The sequence below is a fragment of the Bremerella cremea genome (assembly GCF_003335505.1).
In the GTDB taxonomy this organism is placed as follows: Bacteria; Planctomycetota; Planctomycetia; order Pirellulales; family Pirellulaceae; genus Bremerella; species Bremerella cremea_A.
In genome coordinates this window covers 794400-814071 of sequence record NZ_QPEX01000010.1, presented here as the reverse complement: position 1 = coordinate 814071, position 19672 = coordinate 794400, and the positions used below count along the sequence as shown (strand labels likewise).

The 19672-nt window shown below is 54.2% G+C and carries 16 protein-coding genes; 10 read left to right on the top strand and 6 right to left on the bottom strand.

The genetic code is table 11. The annotated features are described in order from the left end of the window. Positions 1-61: 61 nt before the first annotated feature. Positions 62-742: a DUF2293 domain-containing protein gene (locus DTL42_RS04350; protein WP_114367998.1), complete on the top strand. Its 681-nt coding sequence runs from the start codon at positions 62-64 to the stop codon at positions 740-742. A gap of 5 nt (positions 743-747) precedes the next feature. Here DTL42_RS04350 and DTL42_RS04345 read toward each other — a convergent pair whose 3' ends face one another. The 3 genes from DTL42_RS04345 to DTL42_RS04335 all read right to left on the bottom strand — a co-directional run bounded on the left by DTL42_RS04345 (position 748) and on the right by DTL42_RS04335 (position 2405). Further along, complete coding sequence (locus tag DTL42_RS04345; RefSeq protein ID WP_114367450.1) at positions 748-1338, bottom strand: zeta toxin family protein; 591 nt, start codon at positions 1336-1338, stop codon at positions 748-750. 3 nt (positions 1339-1341) lie between these two features. Beyond that, on the bottom strand, positions 1342-1728 hold the full coding sequence (locus DTL42_RS04340) for a TA system antitoxin ParD family protein (protein WP_114367449.1): 387 nt from the start codon (positions 1726-1728) through the stop codon (positions 1342-1344). Positions 1729-1865: 137 nt separating this feature from the next. Then, entirely contained in the window at positions 1866-2405 is a 540-nt protein-coding gene (locus DTL42_RS04335) for a CAP domain-containing protein (protein WP_114367448.1), read from the bottom strand. Positions 2406-2808: 403 nt separating this feature from the next. Here DTL42_RS04335 and DTL42_RS04330 point away from each other — a divergent pair, with 403 nt between their 5' ends. The 3 genes from DTL42_RS04330 to DTL42_RS04320 all read left to right on the top strand — a co-directional run bounded on the left by DTL42_RS04330 (position 2809) and on the right by DTL42_RS04320 (position 5381). Next, complete coding sequence (locus DTL42_RS04330) at positions 2809-4425, top strand: NAD-dependent malic enzyme (RefSeq protein WP_114367447.1); 1617 nt, start codon at positions 2809-2811, stop codon at positions 4423-4425. Between the two features lie 73 nt (positions 4426-4498). After that, positions 4499-5020 carry a hypothetical protein gene (locus DTL42_RS04325; RefSeq protein ID WP_114367446.1) on the top strand — a complete coding sequence of 174 codons (522 nt, stop codon included), beginning with the start codon at positions 4499-4501 and terminating at the stop codon, positions 5018-5020. A 22-nt stretch (positions 5021-5042) separates the two neighbouring features. After that, positions 5043-5381 carry a hypothetical protein gene (locus DTL42_RS04320; protein WP_114367445.1) on the top strand — a complete coding sequence of 113 codons (339 nt, stop codon included), beginning with the start codon at positions 5043-5045 and terminating at the stop codon, positions 5379-5381. An 8-nt stretch (positions 5382-5389) separates the two neighbouring features. Here the strand turns inward: DTL42_RS04320 and DTL42_RS04315 are convergent, their stop codons facing one another. Further along, a complete protein-coding gene (locus tag DTL42_RS04315) occupies positions 5390-7459 on the bottom strand; it encodes a redoxin family protein (RefSeq protein WP_158545228.1) in 2070 nt (689 codons plus the stop codon). Positions 7460-8019: 560 nt separating this feature from the next. On the opposite strand from DTL42_RS04315, the gene DTL42_RS04310 reads away from it, so the two are divergent. Together DTL42_RS04310 and DTL42_RS04305 are read left to right on the top strand one after the other, a co-directional pair. Next, positions 8020-9219 (top strand): trans-sulfuration enzyme family protein, encoded by a 1200-nt coding sequence (locus DTL42_RS04310; RefSeq protein ID WP_114367443.1) that lies wholly within the window; start codon positions 8020-8022, stop codon positions 9217-9219. 14 nt (positions 9220-9233) lie between these two features. Further along, positions 9234-10379, top strand: a complete 1146-nt coding sequence (locus DTL42_RS04305) for a trans-sulfuration enzyme family protein (protein ID WP_114367442.1) — start codon at positions 9234-9236, stop codon at positions 10377-10379. 188 nt (positions 10380-10567) lie between these two features. Here the strand turns inward: DTL42_RS04305 and DTL42_RS04300 are convergent, their stop codons facing one another. Continuing rightward, positions 10568-11167, bottom strand: a complete 600-nt coding sequence (locus DTL42_RS04300) for a hypothetical protein (RefSeq protein ID WP_114367441.1) — start codon at positions 11165-11167, stop codon at positions 10568-10570. Positions 11168-11534: 367 nt separating this feature from the next. Here DTL42_RS04300 and DTL42_RS04295 point away from each other — a divergent pair, with 367 nt between their 5' ends. Both DTL42_RS04295 and DTL42_RS04285 read left to right on the top strand, forming a co-directional pair. Further along, on the top strand, positions 11535-12836 hold the full coding sequence (locus tag DTL42_RS04295; RefSeq protein WP_114367440.1) for a DUF6666 family protein: 1302 nt from the start codon (positions 11535-11537) through the stop codon (positions 12834-12836). Between the two features lie 322 nt (positions 12837-13158). Next, positions 13159-14652, top strand: coding sequence for a hypothetical protein (locus tag DTL42_RS04285; protein ID WP_114367438.1), 1494 nt, complete (start codon positions 13159-13161; stop codon positions 14650-14652). Between the two features lie 7 nt (positions 14653-14659). Here the strand turns inward: DTL42_RS04285 and DTL42_RS04280 are convergent, their stop codons facing one another. Next, positions 14660-15157, bottom strand: coding sequence for a HAMP domain-containing protein (locus tag DTL42_RS04280; RefSeq protein WP_114367437.1), 498 nt, complete (start codon positions 15155-15157; stop codon positions 14660-14662). Positions 15158-15724: 567 nt separating this feature from the next. Here DTL42_RS04280 and DTL42_RS04275 point away from each other — a divergent pair. Beyond that, positions 15725-17212: a sigma-54-dependent transcriptional regulator gene (locus DTL42_RS04275; RefSeq protein WP_114367436.1), complete on the top strand. Its 1488-nt coding sequence runs from the start codon at positions 15725-15727 to the stop codon at positions 17210-17212. Between the two features lie 3 nt (positions 17213-17215). Beyond that, complete coding sequence (locus tag DTL42_RS04270) at positions 17216-19474, top strand: ATP-binding protein (protein ID WP_114367435.1); 2259 nt, start codon at positions 17216-17218, stop codon at positions 19472-19474. Positions 19475-19672 lie beyond the last annotated feature (198 nt).

Here is a 19672-nt window from a genome sequence, read left to right as displayed (position 1 = left end):
TTAAAATGGGCACCTCGAACGTACGTAGACGCAAGGAAGTTCTGAAGTCGAAAGGATGTTGATGCCCCAACCTGCTTATTCGCCAGGTCCGCAGGACCGCACGGTACGGGATGCTGCCGGCAACGTACATGCCGTGCCTGCCGATTGGGAATTACTTCCGCCTGGCGACGCTGGGCTGACTCGCCGCGTAAAAGCAGCAGGCAAGCACATGGTGGTGCAAGAGAAAAAAGGACGGCGCATGTTTTCGCGCGGCGTCTGGGCGCCTGCTGCCACAATCCGGCAAGTCGAGGCCGGCTTAGCCGCTGAACGCTCGACCGATGCCTATGCCAAACGTCAGCAAGCCGCTGCCGCCAAGCGAGAAAAGGTGCAGGAAGAATACGTCGAGGACTTCTTCGGTGCCGTGGTCAAGTTCCTTGATTTTCATCCCGACTTCGACGTTCTCGCCCACCGTTTCGCGAAGGCCGTCACCAAGCACGCCACGCCGGTTGGTAGTGGCACCGTCGCCCGAACGCAACGAATCCCCATCGAGCGCCGGGCTGAGTCGGCTGTGATTGCCTGGATGCGGCATCAAACGACCGCCTACGACACCATGACAATCCCGCGCGTCAAAGGCAAACGCCGCGAAGTCCGCCGTATGCTGGCCCAACGCTCTAAAGAACTGCTGCAACGTTACCGCCAAGGTCACGAAATCCCCGCGACCTGCCCCCTCCGCGTGGCCTTAGGACAGAAAGCCCGCGCGTAGATCGATTACCGATTTGCTGATAAGAACCAGCTTGGAAGTGATTGAGCCAGAAAAACCGGTTGCCCTTGTTCAAAACGGGCTAAACAACGAAACGGATTTTGAAGGTCACTTTGATCATAAACGATAACGCGTTCAAGTTTTTCAATAGCCTGTTTTAAGTTTTTCATGGTTCGGGGGTAACGGGCTTTTAATTTGTCTGCTGGAATATCATGACCACCTTGTGAAACCCGCATGGCAACTCTTGTCTCGGATAGTTTTGCGGAAGCAAGTCCAATGAAGCATAGAGTTACGTCATAACCAGCTTCGGCTGCGTCAATTAGAAATTGGACTTTTTCGCCTGCAGGGTCAGAGAATACGGTTTCAAAGGCGAAACTTTCCTTTCGTTTAACTAGCTGCTTACGAATTCCTGCAGCAACGTTGGCTGCAGCATAAGGAGTAAGCCCTAGTTGCTTGGCAAGGACGTCCGCGTTGACCAGGCGAAAACCTGTATCAGCAATAAAGGAATGGTAGAAGGTTGTTTTACCTGCTCCATTGGGACCAGCAATCGCAAGTAAGTGAGGCGGTTGGCCAAGCTGCAGTCGGTGAGGTTCGCTCACGAGCTACTCTTGTTCTTCAAGTCGTTGTTCAAAGGCCACAAACTTTCCGTTGACGAACCCACCTGTGGTTCGCGAGCCATCTTCTTCTATACGGATTAGAAGATCGGGATTATTGGTCGGCTCGTAATGGGGAAAAGAGAGTTTGGCAAGATAAGCTTGTAGGCTCGCTTGTCCTTGGGGACTGTCTACCGAGGACAATGCATGCGCAAGGGATTGAACATCTTCCTGCTCTTTGCGTGGAAGCGACGGATCGCCGTAAAGCAAAGGTTCAATTACTTTACCTAGCTGTGCCCATAATTCTATCTGGCTAGCAAGCGATCGCTCGGCCATCGCACCTGTCGCGCGGGCTTCGTTTACTAATGCGTCAGAAAGCTGGATCGGTTCACTCATACTAAAATAGTAGCACGGGCCTGAGGAGGAGGCAATCTTGTGGCCAGGCGTGGCAGCGACGCGCAAAAAAAGAACGAGCGAAGCCCCGTTGGCATCGCTCGTTTCTTGAATAATCGTTTGGTGGTATTGGGTAATCCTTAGTTACCAAATACCCCCACCCAATACGTGCGGCCATCGCGGCCGACGGCGTAACCGTAGCCAACTTCGCGGGCACCGCTTAGTAGGATCGCACGGTGGCCAGGGCTGTTGAGCCAACCGTTGAACGTATCGGAGATGCCGTTGGCTCCGTAGAGGATGATTTCGCCGTAGGGGGAACCAGGATAGGCGTGACGTCGGGCGCGGGCGACGAAGCCACCGTTGACCGAGTGACTGAACTGTCCGGTGCGGGCCATGTACCAAGCGTGGTCCTGAGCAGCCTTGGTGAGTTCGGGACTGATCCGCTGAGCGTGCAATTGGTAACGGGCGCGGATCTCGTTAGAGTGCTTCCACATCTTCACCAGAGTCGGATGCTTGTGCAGAAACTCCTCTTCGGGCTTCTGGGTATCATCCGACGGCTTGGCTTCGACCTTGTTGGTTTCCGTTTCCTTTTGGGGAGTCTGGTCGCCCGTTTCTGGGGCGGCGAGCAAGCAGGAACTGAAAACGGCGGTCAACAACAAGGCGAGGGGAAATCGGGTCATCGGGAGAAACTACCTCCGTGAGGCGGGAATCGAAGCGGGTCTTTCCGGTCCTTGTGCTTCGCAGAACCGGAAAACGAAGCCCCGGTTTTAGAACGTATGAGGGGACATATCAAGTGGCAAACTTTAACGATTATGCAAAAGATTCTGCCAGGTTCTCTTGAAGCAAGTTCACGCGAAAGGGTCGATCGGAAGAGGCTTATGATGGGATAGGATATTTGCACGACGCAGGAGAATTGCGTATTGGCCTAGCAGGCTACGATCTGGCAATATTCAACAAAATATCCAACAAAATATCGTTCCTCTGCCACCTAAGATGGGGTGGCTATTGTGGCAGTCGCTTGTCCGAGCGAGAACTTGGCCTACGTTTACGCATTCCCAAGAAGTTGTTTTTTAATTGGGCGAGATGATGGAAACCGCAAGCCAATTCACAATTCTGAACGACCCAAACCGTAATCGTGGGACCGCGTTTACCGAACAGGAGCGTGCCCAACTGGGGCTCGAAGGGTTGCTGCCTTGGGGAGTCGATACGTTAGAGCGGCAGATTGAACGGATACTCGGACATCTCGACTCGAAGCCGTCCGATATCGAACGGTATGTTTACCTGCAAGAGTTGGTCGAGCGTAATGCAACGCTGTTCTATGCCACGCTGATGCGCGATCCGGCTCGCTTCGTGCCCATTGTATACGATCCGACGATCGCAGACGCATGCCTTTCGTATGGCCACATTTATCGCCGGCCACAAGGAATGTACCTGAACAAAAACATGAAGGATCGTTTCGCTCAAGTGCTGGCCAACTGGCCTGGCAAAGAGGTCCGCTTTATCTGCGTGACAAGTGGGGGCCGTATTTTAGGACTGGGCGATATTGGCCTGAACGGTGCGCCGATTCCGATTGGCAAATTGCAACTCTACACCGCTTGTGCTGGGGTTCCTCCGGAAGTGTTGTTGCCGATTCATCTCGATATTGGCACCACCAATGCCGCGCTACGGGCCGATCCGCTGTACCTCGGCCTGCGAGAAACGACACCGTCCGAGGACGAGATCGATTCCATTGTCGATGCGTTCGTGGAAGCGGCGAACGAAGTCTTCCCGGGTGTCTGCGTTCACTTCGAAGACTGGAGGGGAACCGACGCCATTCGATTGCTCAAGCGTTATCAAGACAAATACCTGGTCTACAACGACGACATTCAAGGGACCGCCAGCGTGACGTTGGCCGGGCTGATCACCGCGCTGCAAATCAAACGCGAAAAGCTAACCGATCAGCGGATACTTTTCGCTGGGGCTGGCTCGGCAGGCATTGGTATTGCCAACATGATTGTCGAAGCGATGAAAATGCAAGGGCTCAGCGAAGCAGACGCTCGGGCGAAGATTGCTATGTTCGATGTCGATGGGCTGCTGACCAAGAAGCGAGAAAATTTAAGTCCTTCGCAGCAAGCTTATGCGCATGATCAGGAAGACACCACCGATTTGGAAGAGGCCGTCAAAGAGGTGCGACCGACGATTCTGATTGGTGTGAGCACCATCGGCGGGCTGTTCACAGAAGGAGTCATCAAGACGATGTACGCTCAGTGCGATCGTCCGGTGATCTTCCCCTTAAGCAATCCCACCGATCACGCCGAAGCTACCGCCGAGCAGATTTATACCTGGACGGAAGGCAAAGCCCTGGTAGCCGCCGGGGTGCAGTTCCCCGACACCACGATCGGCGGGAGGACATTCCACCCGGGGCAGGCCAACAACTTCTATATCTTCCCGGCTGTCGGCATGGCCGTTTATGCGACCAAGCCGAAACGAATTAATGACGCCATGTTCATTGCCGCCGCCCACGGCAGCGCCGATCAGGTGGACCAATTCGAGCGTGAGCACGGGATGCTCTTCCCGCGGCAAGATTCGATTCTGGAAACCGAAATCACCACCGCAACCCGCGTGGCAGAGTTCATCTTCGACCAAGGGGAAGCGACCGTCGAAAGGCCAAAGAATATTCGGGCGTGGATTGAAGCTATGGTTTATAGTCCGACGTATTGAACGTAGGACGCCAAATCCTAATTAGAGAGTCTCCTCTCTGTTGTTCCTTCAAAACCAGGAGCTTCCCATCGTTATGCTCAAGTCATATTACGCTGCGGTCCATGTGTGCCTTTGGGCCGGTTTCGCCTTGCAAGTTGGTGGTTGTGGACCGGCAAGCATACCGTCGCCTAGTCCTCCTGGCTTCGAGACAGTCGTGTTTCCCAACGACACCGTGCAGTTCGATATGCCAAAAACGTATAAGCAGAGTGTTGAGCCAGAAGATACCGTCGTCATCACTCCGGCGGAAGAGTCCGGGATCACCTTACGTTTTAACTTGCACGTCTTGCCGGAACCCTTGGCCGTCGACTTTGTAGAAATGCAGGCGAAGGAAAAAGGGACAAAAGTGAAAATGATTGGCGACAACGCCACGTTCACGGAGAAAGGGAGTCGTAGCGATGAAGACCACGACTACGAGATGACATTCTGGCAAATCGGCTTCGACAATATGTTAGTGGTAATGTCCGCTGAAGTCGACCAAGCACGCAAGAATGACATCATCGTTGTCGAGTGCCTTAAGAACGTTCCGACCATGATTAAATCGATGCACAAGTTTTAACTTGTCAGGGCCCCACTTGTTCATGTCTCAATCGACACTCGATCGCTTGAACCGCGCGAAGCGTCAATACGACCGGGGCATGCTGTCGACGCACGAATATCCGATTGAACTTGTGCGTTGTGCAGCCACGCTTGAGTTCGCTGAGTTTCTTAAGAACGTGCCGAGCGAACTGATACCCAAACTCCAGCAGCTGGCGGCCCATGCGCCGGCTCGCCCGGAAGACGTGAACCACTTTGCGATGGGAGCGTTTACTTCAGAGGAACTCTTGGAAGAGCGGAATGCCAAGCAAAGAGAGGAATACTTTGCTGGCTGCCAACGTTTGCGTCAGGGCTTCTTTCCGGATCGCGATCCCAAGCCATAGAACGAACCTCATTGCATCGCGTTCGCTGATTCGCGACCGGAATGGATCGCCTCGTGAATCAGTTCCAGTTTTTCCATCCGGAGAGAGTGGTCGACGGACATCATATCGTTGTGAATGATCTTGCCTGCCGGATCAAGCAAGATATACATCGGGAATCCCTCAACCCCTAGTTCACGGAACGCGTGTGTGACCGTTTCCTTGGCCCCGTCGACGAAGATGGGATAATCCATGCCGTGTTTCTCGGCATACTCGCGAACCGCTTCGACGGGTTGCCCGCTGATGTGCATCGAGACGACGGTGAAGCCAAGGTTTTGATAGGCCTGATGGGCAGCATGAACGCTAGGCAAGTCCCGTTCGCAGGGGCCGCAGCCGATAAACCAGAAGTCGAGCAAGACATATTTGCCTCGGAAATCTTCCAGGCTTTTGGCGTCGGTATTGAGCCACGTTCCGTCTTGCATTTCAGGTACAGAGTTCCCTGGTAGACCTGGGGCGTATTTCTTTTTGTTGGTCTCGATCTCTTCGATCACAAGTGGGTCGATTTCTTGAGATTGGGCGGCTGGGAAAGGATCGAGCACCCAACCGGCTGGTTTATCGGCAAGCTGGACGACAAGCGATTTCGATAACACTTCGTCCTTGACGTTAAACTGGGCCAGGCCTGCTTGATTACTGGAAGGATCGAACGCCAATACACTTAGGTTCGTTTCCAAGTGAGACCCTTGCGTGGAATAGGGGATTCGTGACAGCTTAAGTTCGAATTCTCCTTTCTCATTGGTAAATGCCACGGGGTCCGCATCGCCCCGTCCCTCGTGGCGTATGCGAGTGAGGATGCCAGGGCAGGGGTTGCCAGCTTGGTCGATCACTTTTCCGCGTATCTTAGGAATGCGATACATTACGTAGTTGGGGAACACGTCGTAATGATTGCCAGACCAGGCGAAACGGATTGCATGGGGATCGGAAAAGTGCCCTTGCCCAATGGCTTCCACGCATACCGGGCCTGCCGGGGCCTCCAGTTCGTAATATCCCTCTGCGTCGGTTTGGCCATAACTAGCGGAAGTCCAAGTCCCTGGGGAAAGGTCGGGTAATGGAGCTTCTTCGTTTGCGGAGTTGGCGGTTTTCTGGGAAGGATCTGTATTGGGGAAGTTCGCATAAACCGTAATTCCCTTGATGCCGTTACCGTCCGGCCCAACTACCCGGCCACGGGCTTTGAGCTTAGGGAGCAAATTGACTTGAAGTGATAAGTCGCTCGCGTTTCTCAGATCGAGTTTCGGGTTGGGAATGTCTGCCAAGTGATAGAAGGTCGGACTGACAAAAAATTTGTCGGTGGTGATCTTCAAAACGTTATAAGAGACCCGGTTGGCGGTAAACGTGAGCTTGCCATCGCTTACCAAAAAAGGATGGCTAATCGTCTCGGTTCCACGAGATGATTCCGGAGAGAGCATCTGAACATAGACGCGTGTGCCGTTGGGCAGATGAGTCTCTGGCTTGCTGGGCATTTGAAGGTCGACAACTACAGGAACGCCCGGGAAAAGTTCGATGGCGGCGATTGCTCCGGCGCGTGCTCGTATGCCTTCCTGGCGGATCTGTTGGTATTTTGGGTGAATCACCTTGAAATCAACGATTGCATCTTGCGGCACCGGCGGAAAGGGGAGCTTGCCTGTAGCATCACTTTGCGGCCAGGGAATACCCATGACGCGAGCCATTTCTTTCCTCCAAACGACTCTCTCGCCGTTGTTTTCAGTGAATTCAAGCGAAGAGAATTCGGCGTCAACCACCGGCTGGCCGTTTGCGGTTAAGGTAACGAAACTTTGAGCTGCCGTTCGCAGGGTGACTTCGATGTCTTTGAAGGTAGTTTTTCGGTCTAAGTGCAAATAGACCGATGTCGGCGCCATCGATTCTCTTTGAATGATCAAATAGAAGTAGTTGTCAGAATAAGGAAACGCCAACTCTGCTTGGCCGTTTTTATCGCTTGCTTGGTAATCGCCCATAGGCTCCAAGTTACTGGTCCATTTCGCAACAACCGCTTGGGCGTCAGCAATTGGTTGGCCCCCTTCATCCACCACGCGCAGATTGATGGTCACATTCCTGGCACTCTTTTCCGCAGCCGATGCGCTTTGCGGGCAGGTCAGTTCACCCTTCGCCAACAATAAAACTGCAACCAGCCACAGGCGACATACGAAAAGGGAGAAGGACTGGGGCATTTCAGAAAAGCTCCCGGGATTGAAAAGATAAGGGGTACACGCTGGGTGTCCTCTGTCCGAGCAAAAAAGTCAGAAGCGTAGTACCGGAAATACTAACGGGGGGGTAAACAGAGAGTCAAGGAATTTACCAAGCGATGGAGCGTGTCGTACGGCGTAGGCCAAGTGTTAATGCGTGCAATGTGCCCGCTTACAAAATAGAAAACCTAGCCCGTTGCGAGGCAGAATCAGGGCGGTTACACTGGAAGCTTGGATTTAATAGGGATTTGTGGCCGCTTGCAGCCGTATCTGCTAAAGTGCCGTTGTCGCTCTCCCGGTGGCAATTTCTTAAGACACAGATCATTTGCTGCGGCCCTGTTCAATCAAAGGGATCCGTTGCGTTCTTGGAGGCCCGCTGGCTTCTTCGATCTGCCAAGTTCCCGCATTCACGCGAGACCCCCGTCATGTCAGTGGCTCCTGAACAAAAAGCAAACCGTGGCCTGTCGACGACTGCCGTTCAAGGTGGCGAAGCCCGGATGAAGCCTGGTAATTCGATCACCGACCCGATCTTCTGTGCTTCGACTTATACCTTCGACGATACCGATTCGGTCATCCGCTATATCGAAGAGAAGCAGGTTCGCGAAGAGTACGGCCGTTATGGCAACCCCGGCGAAAAGACCGCCGAAGCGAAGCTGGCCGCCATCGAAGGAGGGGAATCCGCCGTTCTCTATTCCTGTGGCATGGCCGCGTTCGTCGGGCTGCTGATGGCCAAGGTTAGCTCGGGGGACGAAGTCGTTTTCTTCGACGAATGTTACCATCGCAGCCGCGAGTTCTGTGGCAAACATCTCGCTCGTTTCGGGGTTGAAACCAAAACGGTGAAGACCGGCGACTACGAAGCGATGGAAAACGCGATCGGCCCGAACACGAAGCTGCTGATCAGCGAATCGCCGACCAATCCCCACCTGAGCTGTATCGATCTGGAAAAGTTTGCCGCAATAGGCAAGAAGCATGGGGTCGAAACGCTGATCGATGCGACATTGGCCACGCCGTACAACTTGCGTCCCCTCGATTACGGAATCGATTATGTGCTGCACTCGGCCACCAAGTATCTGGCCGGTCATAACGATTTGCTGGCTGGTGTCATCATCGGCAGCGAAGAGAAGCTCGAATCGGTTCGCCAACTGCGGGGCGTGATGGGGGGCATCAATGCTCCGCATAATTGTTACTTGCTGCTTCGCGGCCTGAAGACATTCAGCCTGCGGATGGAACGGCACAACGCGAACGGCCTGGCGGTTGCCCAATTTCTGGAAGCGCACCCGAAGGTCGAGAAGGTTTACTACCCTGGGCTGCCTTCGCACCCGTATTACGAAATCGCCCAGCAAACGATGCGTGGTTACGGCGGGCTGGTCACCTTTTTGGTCAAGGATGCCGACTGGCGGAAGACGGCCAACGTGGTCGACGGGGCGAAGATTTTTAAGATCGCGCCCAGCTTGGGTGGGGTAGAATCGTTGATCGAGCAGCCCCTGGTGATGAGCTACTACCAGCAAACGCCGGAGAACCGAGCCAAGTTCGGCATCTACGACAACATGATCCGCATTGCCTGCGGCATTGAAGACACGGACGATTTGATCGCCGACTTGAAGCAAGCGTTAGACAACGCCTAGGAAAGGATTCAGCTATGAAGTTTCGCACCAAGGCTATTCATGTCGGTAACAAGAAGGACCCGCAAACCGGGGCCGTTGTTCCGCCGATTCATGTTGCTTCCACCTTTGTTCAACCGGGGGCCGGGGAATGGGGCGAGTTCGATTACTCGCGCAGCGGCAACCCGACGCGGAAGAACCTGGAAACCACCCTGGCCCAGCTAGAAGGGGGCTGCGGAGCTTTGGCGTTTGCTTCCGGCATGGCGGCAACACATTGTGCTTCGATGCTGTTGGAAGCTGGCGACCATGTAGTTGCTGGTACCGATATCTATGGTGGCACTTACCGTCTGCTGCACAAGATCACGCAGAAGAACGGCGTAGAAGTCACGTTGGCCGATTCGACGGACCTCGAAAAGTTGGAAGAGGCCATTCGTCCGAACACCAAGCTGATGTGGGTAGAAAGCCCCGGCAATCCGCTGATGTCGATCACCGATCTCGCGGCATGTGCTGAGATTGCCAAAAAGCACGGTATTTTGCTGGGTGTGGATAGCACCTTCGCCACGCCTGTGCTGACGCGACCGCTTGAGTTGGGGGTTGATATCGTCCAGCACTCGGTCACCAAGTACTTGGCCGGGCACAGCGATGTGTTGGGAGGGGCGTTGGTGGTGAAGGATAAGGAACTGTTCGATCGCTTGTACTTCATTCAAAACGCCACCGGTGCTGTGCTTGATCCGTTTCAAAGTTTTCTCGCTTCGCGTGGGATCAAAACGTTAGAACTGCGCGTGCGGGAACAATGTCGATCGGCCGAGGTCGTGGCGAAATACCTGAACGCGCATCCCAAGGTCACCCGCGTTCTGTATCCCGGCTTGGCAACCCATCCTGGGCACGATATCGCCGCCCGGCAGATGCAAGGCGGTTTCGGGGCGATGATGAGCTTTGAGGTAGTTGGCGGTTTCGCGGCTGCGAAGACAGTGGTCGAAGGAACGAAGCTGTTCCAATTGGCGGTTAGTTTGGGCGCAGTCGAATCGTTGATTGAACAGCCAGCATCGATGTCGCATGCCAGCTACGATCGCGAAGCCCGCTTGGCCCATGGGATTAAGGACGAACTGATCCGCATCTCGGTTGGCTTGGAAGATCCCGAGGATCTGACGACCGACCTGGGGCAAGTACTTGCTCAGATCTAATTCGAGCAAGCAAGCGATTGCTGGCATACGTTGCCTTCTCAAGTGCTGCCCGGCCGGGAGTTGCTCGGCGTTTATCACGGCAGCGGTAACCGCGCATAAAAAAACTCCGCCACTTAGTGTCCGGAGTTTTTCCTGGGATTGACATGTGTTGTTCCGAGGAACAACGATGGCGATGAATTCTCGCGAGCTTATTTCGAAGGAGCGTAGTAAGTTACCGGGCGAGTGGTGGAAGGAGGCGTTGGGCGAAGAACGCTATGGCCACTACGGGTAACTTGGGTCTTGGTCGAGGGGCGGCTGCCAACAGGTTCCCATTTACGGGGGGCCTGCAGTTTGGATGGCTCGGTTGCTTTAGGCGAAGTCGGAGTGGTCGGCGGACCAGGAATGCTCGGAACTTGCGGGTGCGATGGGACCGCCTGCGAAGGAGTCGTCTCGATGTATTCGACGCCAGGTTCCATCATTTCATAAGATCCGACCGAATGCGAACTGGCTCCACAACCGCAGGATGGAGCGGCTTGTGCGCTACACGAGCTGCAACCGCAGTAAGTAATTGGGTGGAACAAGCGGTTCACACCGTTCTTGATTTTGCAAGCAGTGTTCTTCAAGGTAAAGCCAATGCCTTCCACCAGCTCTAGTATAGGGCGTTCGCAGCGGTTGCAGCATTGATTGCAGCCACCACATGAAGTGGTAGGCGCCGGCATCACGCGATGGCTGTCACAGCCACAAGATTGGCCGAAAGCTTGAATACTGGAAACCAGCACGATGGCGGCGGCCAAAAGAGGCATTTTCATGGTTGAGATCCTTCTCGATTGGTTGTTTCGTCCGGGGGACGGCTCGTAGCGAAACTTAAAGGTCTTCGCTGATAGAAATGCTTATCGAAACGTTACCGTAGAAAAAAACAGAACAATCAGAACGACCGGAAAGGGTGATTCATGTTACCCAATATACCATTTTCGGTATATTTTGGGGGAATGGGAGGTTTGTAGTCCGCCGTGCGAGGCTGAGGCTGGCTGACTGGGAAAACTTTGCGGATTATTTCAAGTTTTCCGAAAGTGCTGGATGTCCGGGTGACGATGAATATACCGGACACCGTGCTTTAGCGCGGTTGCCGACCGTCCCCCCCCTCGGTGTTTTTATTTCTCGAAGGAAGGTAAGGCCATGAGAGTCTTCCCCTGGATCTTTGTCCTGCTGACTGCTTCGTGCGTTAGCTCTTTCGCGGACCTCGCAACCGCGGCTGAGCCTCGCGAACCCGCGAAGCTGACGCATGTTGTTTCTGAAGATTACACGCAACCACCATCCCCCCAGAGAGCGATTCGGAGTCTGTTTTCGAACAATCAGGACCGTGTGTACGCTGCTCGGCAGCGGGTTGCGCGGGCCAGCTACGTGGCCTCGAAGGTACAAGCTGGCGACGTCCAGCCGGTCGATTATTCTGTGCTGAGCAACGCCGCCGGCGAGCAGTACATGGAAGGTGAAATTGTCGAAGGCACGATCATCGAAGGAGATGTGATGATGCCTGGGCATGCCACCGCAGGTATTTACGAACAGGGAATGCACGTCGATGGTGGCTGCACTTCGTGCCAAGGTGGTGGCTGCGAATCGTGCGAAACTTGTGGCGACAGCTGCAACACTTGGTGCGTTCCGATCTGCTTTAGCTTATCGCTGGAAGACCTCTCGGTGCGGGCTGGCGTGGAAGGCTTCAAAGGCCCTTTGAACCGCGGTGTCGACGGAAGCTTTGGTTTTCTGTACGGTATCAACTGGGGCACCCCGTTCTTTGGTAAAAGCAGCGGACTCGGCTTCCAGTTGGGTATCAACGGAAGCAGCACGAACATGCACGAGGCCAGTTTCACAGACAAATCTCGTAACCAGTTCTTCATGACCGCTGGTCTGTTCCGCCGCGTCGATTGGGGTTGGCAAGGTGGTGTCGTGTTGGACTACATGAGCGACGACTGGTACTACAGCCTGACCTCCAGCCAAATCCGTGGCGAATTGAGTTGGAAATTTCAGAGCCGCAATGAATTTGGCTTCTGGTTTACCGCCTCGGACCACGTGAGCACCGTCAACGCGCTTATTACACCGCAAGGGTCTAGCACGCCGCTGACGATCTCTCAAAACTATCAACCCAATAATATGTTTGCCTTCTTTTATCGCACCCCGCTCGATATTTGTGGGGGAGAAATGCGGTTTTCTGGTGGTTGGACCGAAGACCGGATGGGCTTGCTGAGTGCGGATATGAACATTCCCGTTACCCAGTGCCTGGCCGTCGAAACCAACTTCCTGTACTTGATTCCCAGAGACAGCAACAATCGACCCACGCCCTATGTCGACGAGACATGGAACGTCGGGTTCAACTTGGTCTGGTACCCACGAGCTTGCAGTGCGGCAAGTGCCGGCAAGAGCTACTATCGCCCGCTGTTCAACACGGCGACCAACGGTACGTTCTCGATGTACCCGACCAACTAGCACCGTAATCCGTAGGGGGATTCAGCAAGCCGGGCCTTTGCGAGGGGCCTGGCTTGTTGCCGTTCTTGCTCTAATCGATGTAATCGTTACGTCCTAACTTAAAGCAGTGAATCACCTTTCCAAGATTCTCAGGCCACGCTATGATGAGCAGGAAAATGCAAGCATCCCCGCCATCCGGGTTGGCGACCCCAAGAAAATGTCGTAGGTAACGTGAGGTCGCCGCGGAAGCTTCAGGAAAGCCCGCCAATTGCCCGCTGCGGGGGATTAACACCTTTTGCAGGAAAGCAGTGCTCTGAGAAATGAGCACAAGTCAACGCAATTCATGAGCAGTTCTAACAAGTCAGGCCACTGGCGATCGCTGGCCGCCGAAATCGGCGCCATCTCACAAGAAGAATTCGAAAAAGAAAAAGCCGCCGAAGCAGCTGCCGAAGCCGCCAGGCAAGAGGAAGAAGCCGCAAAAGCTGCGGCTGCCGAAGCTGAGAAACTGGCTGCCGAACAAGCCGCTGCGGACAAAGCTGCCGCCGAGGCCGAAAAATTAGCCGCCGAAAAGAAGGCAGCGGAAGAAGCAGCTCGGGAAGCAGCCGAGAAAATCGAGGCAACCGTCGAAGTCGAAGACGAGCTTGCTCAGGTTTCTGATGGGCCGGTTGATCCGGAAGAAATTGTCGAGCCACCGCATCACGAGCCAGAGCCCCCAGCTCCGGTCGTCGAAGAGTCCGCTCCGAAGCCAAAGAAAAAGAAGCCTAAGAAGCGAAGTCACTGGGCTTCTATCTCCTCGATACTCGGCCTCTCTTCTGCAGAAGAAGAGGAGGAAGAAGACGAAGAAGCGGAAGCTGAAGCTGAAGCCCCAGAAACGGTAGCCGAAGAGCCGGTGGCGTTAGAGGCAGCGGCTCCTGTGGTCGAGCCCAAGGAAGAAACGAAAGAGATTAGCCCTCACTTGGAAGCATTCCGCAAACCGTTAGAGCGGTCGCCGGAAGAAACCCGCGCCTCCGAGCTAATCGGCCGCCCAGAAAAGCCGATCGCTACCAGCGATGAAGACTTCAAAGGGTTTGATGGTATCTTCATCGAAGAAGGTATGGAGGATTCGGAAGTCGCCGTAGAGGCTGCCGATGACTTAGATGATTCCGATTCCGATGATGAGCAAGACACCGAGGAACGTCCATCGCGCCGTGAACGTTCTGGTAAAGGTCGTTCGCGTGGTCGCCGACGTGGTCGCCGTTCACGTAGCAGCGATGAAGAAGTCGTGGCCCGCGTGAGCGTGGAAGAAGACGACCTCGAAGCGGAAGCCGAAGTAGAAGAAGAGGCTCGCTCGTCCCGTTCCGGACGTGACGACCGACCAGAGCGAACCGAAGAGGACGACGAAGAACGTCCCAGCCGTCGTCGTCGCCGTCGTCGCCGCTCTCGCAAAGCAGTGGATGCCGATGCCGCACCGACCGAGGCAGACGAAGATAAACGTTCCGATTCGCGAATGGACGACGACTTCGCTGACGAAGACGACGATCGAGACGATGTCTTCGATGACCTGGATGCCGACGACGACGAAGAAGAAGTGACACGCGGTCGAGCCCGTGGCCGTTCGCGACGTGGTCGCCGGAAAGAGACCGCTGACGATTCCGATCGCTCGAAAGAAAAAGAGAAGCATCGCAAGATTCCATCTTGGATGGATGCCGTTTCCGCAATGGTGGAAGCCAACATCGAGCGACACGAGAATGCTCCACCATCGCGTTCCTATGAACGGGGTGGTCGAGGGGGCAGCGGTGGCGGTGGTCGGCGTCGCCGTAGCAGCAGCGGCGGGCGAGATCGCCGCAAGGATAGTTAGCAGCCCGCTAAACTTTGGTTGCCTCAAGAACCTCTTCCGCCTGAGCGGAAGAGGTTGTTTGTTGTGTCGCAGATTGGTTGGCGTTCTCAAGTTCTTCTATTCGCATTGCTATGCGATTGAACTGATCGGCCAGGCTCTTCCACGAGTCTCCTTTGCGCACCACCAGCGGACTAGCCGTTTCCCCATCGGCTAAACGCTCCATCGCCTGACGAAACCGGGCCACCGAGCCTGCCAAGCGATTGCTGTAGCGGATACTGTCCCACACAATCAGCGGCAGCACCACCAAACTAGCCAACACCGCCGGTAAGTAGTAATGGGTCATAATACTGGCGACGGCTGTTACGGGAGCATGAATATCACTCAGCGCTGCGATGGTCATCAGGGCGAGGCCAAAGGTCAGCCAACAAAGCAGATAGTACAGCACGATTCGTAAGGCTAAGCTTCCTTGCAGTTGAGGATCGACCCAAAATTGACGGCGTCGTTCCCGCTTAACAGCTGTCGACATGCATTTCTCTCCCGCAAATTAAGACGCGATAACAAAGCATAGCGCGATTCCCTCAGGGCAGGCCCTAATTCCCACGGCGGCGCGGCCGACATCGCGGGTATCAACCATGGCTGAAGGGCCTATCTTGTCAGTCGCAAGGCTTATGGCGATTACTATTGCGTGGTTCACGCCTGCCAGACTGCTAACGTCCCCGGGGCTATTTCCAAGATCAGCATGCGCTGAATCCGACCGGCAGCGACCATGACGCCGACTTCTCCGACACCCAGTTCCCCTGGCGCTTTTAAAGGGGGGTTAGGTCGTCGTGGCAATCACCTTCCCAAGGATGGCCGGAATGACGCTCCCTTTTTTCACTGCTTAAAAAGGTTGCAGCCTCGGCCTGGGAAAATGCGCAAGGTGTTTTTCCTCATAATTGTCAATTGGTTTGTTCTGTTGTAAATGCTTTATGTGTAAAAGGATACATCGCCTATCGGGTAACCCGTAGGGGAGATGGTACATGAGTTGCATGCAGTGCTTACTTCGGATGGAGTTGTGCGGTAAAAACTCTTTAGATCAAAGCACTAAGACAAATTGACAACTCAAAACTATCTCGGATCGAAGCGGGAACGACGCGTTCTGGTGATCGACGATGATCCCAGTGTGGCGACCGTGGTCAGTACTGCCCTCAGTCGAGAAGAGGTGCGCATCCAGCATGCTAACACCGGCACGAACGGACTGCAGCAGCTTGTCCAGTTTCGTCCTGATGTCCTCATTTTGGATCATCTCTTGCCGGATGGCGAAGGGCTGCAAATTCTCGGGCGGGTGAACCGGATTGATGCCCGTTTGCCAGTTCTTTTCGTTACCTCTCGTAACTCAAGCGAGTTGGCGATCCAGGCGATGAAGCAAGGGGCGTTCGATTTCCTCTCGAAGCCGTTGCAGTTGGAAAAAATCCAAGAGAAAACCCAGCAAGCGATGGAAAGCCGGAGATTGATGCTCATGCCGGTGCAACTGCCATCGCAACTCGATCCGATGATTGATGGGGCAGACCATTTGATTGGTCAATGCCCACGGATGCAGGAAGTTTACAAAGCCATCGGACGGGCCGCTGCCCACGATGTCCCGGTTTTGATTGAAGGAGAGATCGGTACCGGCAAGGAGCTTGTCGCCCGGGCAATCTACCAGCACGGCCGCCGTAAAGATCGCCCGTTTATTAAGGTCTCTTGCAGCGATTTCAGTCCCGAGTGGCTTGAAAGCGAGCTTTTCGGGCATGAACCGAATGCCTTTCCCGGGGCAACCGAACGTCGTATCGGCAAGATCGAGCAGTGCCATGGTGGCACAGTTATGTTGGAAGAGATCTCCGCGATTTCTCAACCGCTGCAAAGCAAACTCGTTCGTTTGATCCAAGATAAGACCTTTGTGCGTGCCGGCGGAAACGATCCTATTCAGGCCAACACCACGCTGATTTTCTCTTCAAGCAGAAATACCGAGCGAATGACGGCGGAAGGGATCATTCGTCACGATTTATTCTATTCCCTCAATTCGTTCATGATTCAGATTCCACCGTTGCGAGAGCGCGGGGAAGATCTGGTTAAGTTGATTGATCACTTCGTCGGCCAATTTTGCCGCGTAGAACGGATTGCCCAGGCCGGTGCTGTGAGAACTTCGCCGGATGCTCTGCGATTGATGAGCGATTATTCCTGGCCAGGCAATGTCTCGGAACTGTGTAGTGTATTGCGGCGCGCCCTGATCGAATCGCGTGGAACCGTAATCGCGGGGGATTACTTACGAAATGCCCTGCGCGACATGCCCCGCAATCGTGCAGGAAACGAGTCGAAAATGCTTTCAGACCATGCATGTGATTGGGAAGACTTCATTCACGAGAAGATCGAAGCGGGCTCGTGCGATCTTTATTCCGACTCGGTCATGGAGATGGAACGCCACGTATTGACCATAATTCTAAGAAAGACATCTGGTAATCAGGCCAAGGCCGCCCGTATGCTTGGGATAACACGGACCAGCCTTCGTAAGAAGATTCATTATCTCGGGCTGGCGATCGAAGAGTTCGTAAGCACGGTTTAAGCCATGGCCGCCCAGGGGGAACCGATTCCCACTGCTCAATCGTCTTCCAATCGCTTGACCGTTCTTTACGTTCTTGCTCTGAGCGCCGTCGCATTGCTGACCATCGTGGGTCAAGTCTTGGTTCAGCGAAGCCTGGAACGACAGTTAAGTGACTCAACCGTAATCAACATCGCTGGGCGACAACGGATGCTCAGCCAGAAGATTACCAAGTTGGCCCTGCAATTGCATACCACCGAAGATCCATTTCTGCAGGGAAAGGAGCGTGCCGAATTACGGGCGGCGCTCACGCTGTGGGAAACTTGCCATCGGGGGCTGCAAGAAGGCAGCGAAGAATTAGGCTTGCCCGGCAACAATAGTGTGTACGTAAGAGACCTCTATCAATCGCTCGAAATCGAGTTCGTTGCCATTCGTGACGCTGCCGAGGAGATTCTGAATCCGGACGAAGAGCCAAGCGAGCCGACGGGCGAACGGTCCCCTGCGTTGAAGACTATCTTAGCCCATGAGGCTAATTTTCTGGCCGGGATGGATCAAATCGTCTACCTCTACGACCAAGAAGCCGAGAGCCGAGTCACGAGCTTGCGGCGGGTTGAGCACGCTCTGCTCCTGGTGACATTAACCGTTCTTCTGCTGGAAGGATTGTTTGTCTTTCGGCCTGCGGTCCGAGAAATTCGCCGGATGGTCGAAAACTTACGCGAGAATGCGTTGGACTTAGAGATGGCAAAGGAAACTGCGGAAACCGCGAATGCCGAAAAGTCTCGTTTTCTCGCCAAGATGAGTCACGAATTGCGAACTCCCATGAATGCCATCTTGGGGTTGTCCGAGGTGCTTTTGCGCGGGCAACTGTTCAACAACCAGAAAAAATTGTTGACGACGATTCATGATTCGGCTCAATCGCTCATGGGATTGCTCTCTGACTTGCTGGATATGTCTAAGTTAGAAGTCGATAGCTCGCTGAAGCTGCGACAAGAGCCTTTGAACCCCAAAGAGATTACCCAAAAAGTGGCAGAGATGTTCACGCATCAGGCCATCGACCGAGGCTTAGAACTACGATTAGAAGTCGACACCAAATTAGATATATGGGTGCTCGGCGACGAAAACCGCTTACGCCAGGTGTTGGTCAACCTGATACAGAATGCGTTGAAGTTTACCCAGCAAGGGAGCGTCTCGGTTGAGGCGGAAGTGCAGCGGCAAACTTCGCACGAGGTGATAGTGAACTTTTGTGTCAGCGACACCGGGCCTGGAATCTCTGCGGAGGATCAGAAAACGATCTTCGAGCCCTTTAAGCAAGCCGAGCGAGACCGGGACAAACATGGCGGAGCAGGGTTGGGGCTGAGTATAGCTCAGCGGCTTGTGGAAGCGATGAACGGGCGGATTCGCGTGGTGAGTAAGCTGGGCGAGGGAACCGCATTTATTGTTGACATTCCTTTTGTGCGCTCGTTGGAGCATACCGATCACCTCGACGAATGGCGCCCCAATAAGACGGCACCAGCCGAGGTGATGCCTGGCCTTAAGTCAGCCAGTTTGTTGGTTGTTGAGGATGTCGAAGCCAATCGCATGGTGATCGAAGCGATGCTAGACGAACTCGCCGTGCCGTATCGCTTTGCGGTTTCCATTAAAGACGGGCTCAGCCAAATCGATATCAGTTGGCCTGACATGATCTTGTTGGACTTAGAACTACCAGATGGAGACGGATTTAAGTTCTTCTACGACCTTGTCAGCAAGTGCCTTAGTTCCAACCAAGTGCGTCCCATTGTTATTGCGCTCACGGCACATGCCACCGACGAGATTCGACGAAAGACCGAAGACGCCGGAATGGATGGGTTTCTGACCAAGCCGGTGAGCCTGGAAGGGTTGCGTTCGGTCTTGCGACTGCTCCCGGATTGGACGACTGATTCTTCGGGTAAGAAATACGCGCGGCAAGGAAGTTCACCGGCAGCGGAGGACGAGAGCGATCCGTTGGCCTCGTATCCGGCTTCCTTACGTAGTAAGTTGCTGGCGATGTATTGTGATGCTTATCTGCCGCAATACGAAGAGTTGCAAAATGCTTTTTCTGAAAGAGACCCTCGGCGTTTCACGTTTGCCGCGCATCGATTGTTGGGCATGGCCGCCAATTTTGGATTTAATGACGCGATTCCGATCTTGCGTGAGTTCGATGAGGACAATATCGACCTCGATGATCCCACTATTTCCGATAAACTCGACCGGCTGCTAGGCCTGCTCGAACAGTTGGCCGAGAACGCCAGTCGCGATACTTCTTTCTAAATCGTGACTTGGTCTAGTTCAGAAAATTGGGGTGTTTGGGATATTTCTCTGGTGGGGAGTTATTGATCCTGCTTTTGTCTTGGCGCAAAATCAGCTTATGTCCCGCCTTGGCAAAAAATGAAATTGGGGCTGCGCCTACCTTGCTGGGTCTGCGAATTTTGCCACCTTCCTCTTCTCACCTTGTCTCGCAACGCCTTC